This is a genomic window from Dehalobacter sp. (assembly GCA_023667845.1).
GTDB lineage: Bacteria > Bacillota > Desulfitobacteriia > Desulfitobacteriales > Syntrophobotulaceae > Dehalobacter.
The window spans coordinates 1-3,270 of record JAMPIU010000139.1 but is presented as its reverse complement, the minus strand read 5'-3'; the positions used below and the strand labels follow the sequence as shown (position 1 = coordinate 3,270).

General features: G+C 43.6%; 5 protein-coding genes. 4 read left to right on the top strand and 1 reads right to left on the bottom strand.

Annotated elements, in window-relative coordinates; genetic code table 11:
• From NC238_10815 to NC238_10800, 4 genes are all read left to right on the top strand, one after another.
• On the top strand, nucleotides 1-437 hold a 437-nt coding region (locus NC238_10815; GenBank protein ID MCM1566412.1), incomplete at its 5' end, for a putative DNA binding domain-containing protein.
• Nucleotides 394-1,038: an AAA family ATPase gene (locus NC238_10810; GenBank protein MCM1566411.1), complete on the top strand. Its 645-nt coding sequence runs from the start codon at nucleotides 394-396 to the stop codon at nucleotides 1,036-1,038. The genes NC238_10815 and NC238_10810, both read left to right, overlap by 44 nt.
• The gene (locus NC238_10805) at nucleotides 1,031-1,420 is read left to right on the top strand and encodes a type I restriction-modification system subunit M N-terminal domain-containing protein (protein ID MCM1566410.1); all 390 of its coding nucleotides are present in this window, start codon (nucleotides 1,031-1,033) and stop codon (nucleotides 1,418-1,420) included. The genes NC238_10810 and NC238_10805 overlap by 8 nt, the downstream gene beginning before the upstream one ends.
• Before the next feature lie 15 nt (nucleotides 1,421-1,435).
• The gene (locus tag NC238_10800; protein ID MCM1566409.1) at nucleotides 1,436-2,527 is read left to right on the top strand and encodes a type I restriction-modification system subunit M; all 1,092 of its coding nucleotides are present in this window, start codon (nucleotides 1,436-1,438) and stop codon (nucleotides 2,525-2,527) included.
• Between the two features lie 142 nt (nucleotides 2,528-2,669).
• Here NC238_10800 and NC238_10795 read toward each other — a convergent pair.
• A partial coding sequence (locus NC238_10795) for a hypothetical protein (protein MCM1566408.1) occupies nucleotides 2,670-3,270 on the bottom strand: 601 nt, incomplete at its 5' end.

Sequence of the window (3,270 nt, the reverse complement as noted above, 5' to 3'; positions counted from 1 at the left end):
TTAAAGAATCTCTTGATAAATCATTTATCGAGGAGGTCTGTGCTTTTGCCAATTCCAGCGGAGGTAAGGTTATCCTTAGAGTTTCAGATAAAGGGGTTATAAAGGGAATAAATACCGACAATAATTTTAGATCGAGAGTCCAGGACTCACTTAGACAATTGCAGCCCTATCTTAATGTTGGCGTCGAAATTTTTGACAAGAGCGCAAATGTGCTTATTGAAGTTTTTGACGACAGGGTTGAGATCTCAAATCCCGGCGGATTGCCAAGCGGCCTGAAACCCTCTGACTTCGGACGCAAGAGTGTTGCCCGCAATCCGCTTATTGCATCCCTTTTAAACCGCATAAACTATATTGAAAAGATAGGCACCGGAATAAACCGCATTAAACAGGCTGATGGCTTTTGTCACAAAACATCTGCCCGATCCTTTTTATCTTGAAAATGATCAGAGAATCAGCCTGCGAGATCATATCTTCAGAGAAGTTGCTGCAAATATTCTCATCCACAGAGAATACATAAACGGTTTTCCTGCAAAATTCATAATTGGAAATAATCAGGTTATTGCAGAAAACGCGAACCGTCCACACGGACATGGCAGAATAAATCCTTCTAACTTCACACCATTCCCTAAAAATCCGATAATTGCTCGTTTTTTCAAAGAAATCGGAAGGGCGGATGAATTAGGTTCAGGTGTCAGGAATCTCTACAAATATACAAGGATTTATTCCGGTGGGATTGAGCCACAGCTTCTTGAAGGAGATATTTTTAAGATAATTATTCCCGTCACCCCGCAAGCTACCCCGCAAGCTACCCCAAGAAATGAATCAAATAAAATAGCTGCATTGCTGGAATATTGCATTGAACCAAGAAGCAGAATTGAAATTCAAGAGTTCATGGGATTGAAAGATAGAGAATACTTCAGGCTGGAAATTCTGAATCCACTTATTCAAGAAGGAAAACTTTTCCTAACCATCCCTGAAAAACCAACAAGCCCGAATCAAAAATATTACTCTCATCTCAAGGATCCAAACCATGTCTGAAAACACCTCATCCATCGTTTCCAAAGTCTGGAGCTTCTGCAATGTCCTCAGGGACGGGGGCGTGAGCTACGGAGATTATCTGGAACAGCTGACCTATCTCATATTCCTTAAAATGGCTGAAGAGTACAGGAATCCGCCCTACAACAGAAATATCGGCATCCCGGAAGAATATACCTGGGACAGATTGAAACAGCAGCGGGGGGCAGAACTCGATACTCATTACAGGGAGCTTCTCGAAACGCTCGGGAAAAAGCCAGGGACGCTCGGGCAGATCTTCCTTAAAGCCCAGAACAAGGTCAGCGACCCTGCCATGCTGTACAAGATCATTGATATGATCGACAAAAAAAGCTGGGTCATGATGGGCGTGGATACAAAAGGGTAGATCTACGAAGGGCTCCTGCAAAAGAATGCAGAAGATACGAAAAACGGAGCCGGGCAGTACTTCACCCCAAGGCCTCTCATTAAGGTTATGGTCCAGTGCCTCCAGCCCGAGCCCATGAAAACAATCGGGGATCGCTGCTGCGGCACAGGCGGGTTCTTTCTGGCAGCTTATGACTTTCTTACTTCGCACCACCGGCTGGACAGGGACCAGAGCCGCTTCCTGAAAAACAAAACTTTCGGCGGCAATGAAATAGTCGCAGGGACAAGGCGGCTTGCTTTAATGAACATGTTCCTGCACAACATCGGGGAAATAGACGGGGAACCTATGATCTCAAACTCCGATGCTCTCATAGCTGATCCCGGTTACCGTTACGATTACATCCTCACAAACCCGCCTTTCGGAAAAAAGAGCATCATGACCTTTGCAAACGAAGAAGGCGAACAGGAAAAAGAAGAACTTACTTACAACCGCCAGGACTTCTGGACAATTACAAGCAATAAGCAATTAAACTTTTTGCAGCACATCCATATGATCCTTAAAACCGGCGGGCAGGCAGCAGTTGTGCTGCCTGATAATGTTCTCTTCGAAGGCGGAGCAGGAGAGACTATCCGCAAAAAGCTCCTTGAAACCACAGACCTTCACACGATCCTGCGCCTGCCGACCGGCATCTTCTATGCAAACGGAGTAAAGGCAAACGTGCTTTTTTTTGAAGCAAAACCCGCATCAAAAGATCCCTGGACAAAAGAAGTGTGGATGTATGACTACCGCACAAATGTGCATCACACATTGAAAAAGAATCCTATGAAATATTCCGATCTTGAGGACTTTATCAAATGCTATAATCCCGGAAACCGCCACAGCCGCAAAGAGACCTGGAGCGAAGAATCTCCCGAAGGCAGGTTCAGGAAATTCGGCTATGAAGAGATTGTGTCAAGGGACAAAACGAATCTGGACATTTTCTGGCTCAAGGACAAAAGCCTTGCTGACCTCGATAACCTCCCTGACCCGGATATTCTTGCAAACGAGATAATTGAGAATATGGAAGCCTCACTGGCAAGTTTTAAGGAGATTATAGCCACAATAAATGGAGAAATTGAAGAGAATTAAAAAGAAATCCAATATGTTTAAAGATTAAAGAATACTCGATATTCTTTTTATCATGGCCAGATCCAGAATTTATTTTTCAATAAAATGTTATAGAATTCTTTTTTTTCAATAAAATGTTGTGGTGGATTCCCACCACTTATGTTTATGAGATTTCTGTTGTTTCCGGGATTTCTGGTCCGGCTGCAAGGTCGTATAAATAGATATCATTGCTAGCCGTGCCATCGACGTAGTTCCTGTCCATTCCCCATACAATGGTATTATTGTATACTTCCGGTGTCGTATAAACCTCTTCAGGATAACCGTATATCAGTGTACTTTGTCCTGAGGTTGTGTTATATACGTATACTCCGGGTTTGCCTTCATAATCATCAACAACTTTATTGTACACAATTGTATCATTCTGTATGGCAATATGTGTCCCTGTACTGGCGCCGTATTCATTTCCATCCGGATCGGTGTCAAGCGGGTGTGTGACATCCGTGATATTCCCTGTCAGTATATCATACATCGCAATGTATCCCTGATGATTATATACGTCAGACCAGATGACGCTGGTACCCCATATACGCGGTATGTTTGGATCTCCATATGAAGCGACAGTCTTTCTTTCCCCGGTATCGATATCATACATCCTGATAGTTATATCCGCTTCCGGGTCTTCTGAATATGAGTAATACACCACCTTTGTGTCAAATATGTCTGGATTGCTGCCGTTTCCGATTTTTTCCTGTGTGGATGTGGAT

Bases quoted from the DNA above. Each gene is read 5' to 3' on its own strand.
- NC238_10810 (MCM1566411.1), top strand. From the start codon at position 394: ATGGCTTTTGTCACAAAACATCTGCCCGATCCTTTTTATCTTGAAAAT.
- NC238_10805 (MCM1566410.1), top strand. From the start codon at position 1,031: ATGTCTGAAAACACCTCATCCATCGTTTCCAAAGTCTGGAGCTTCTGC.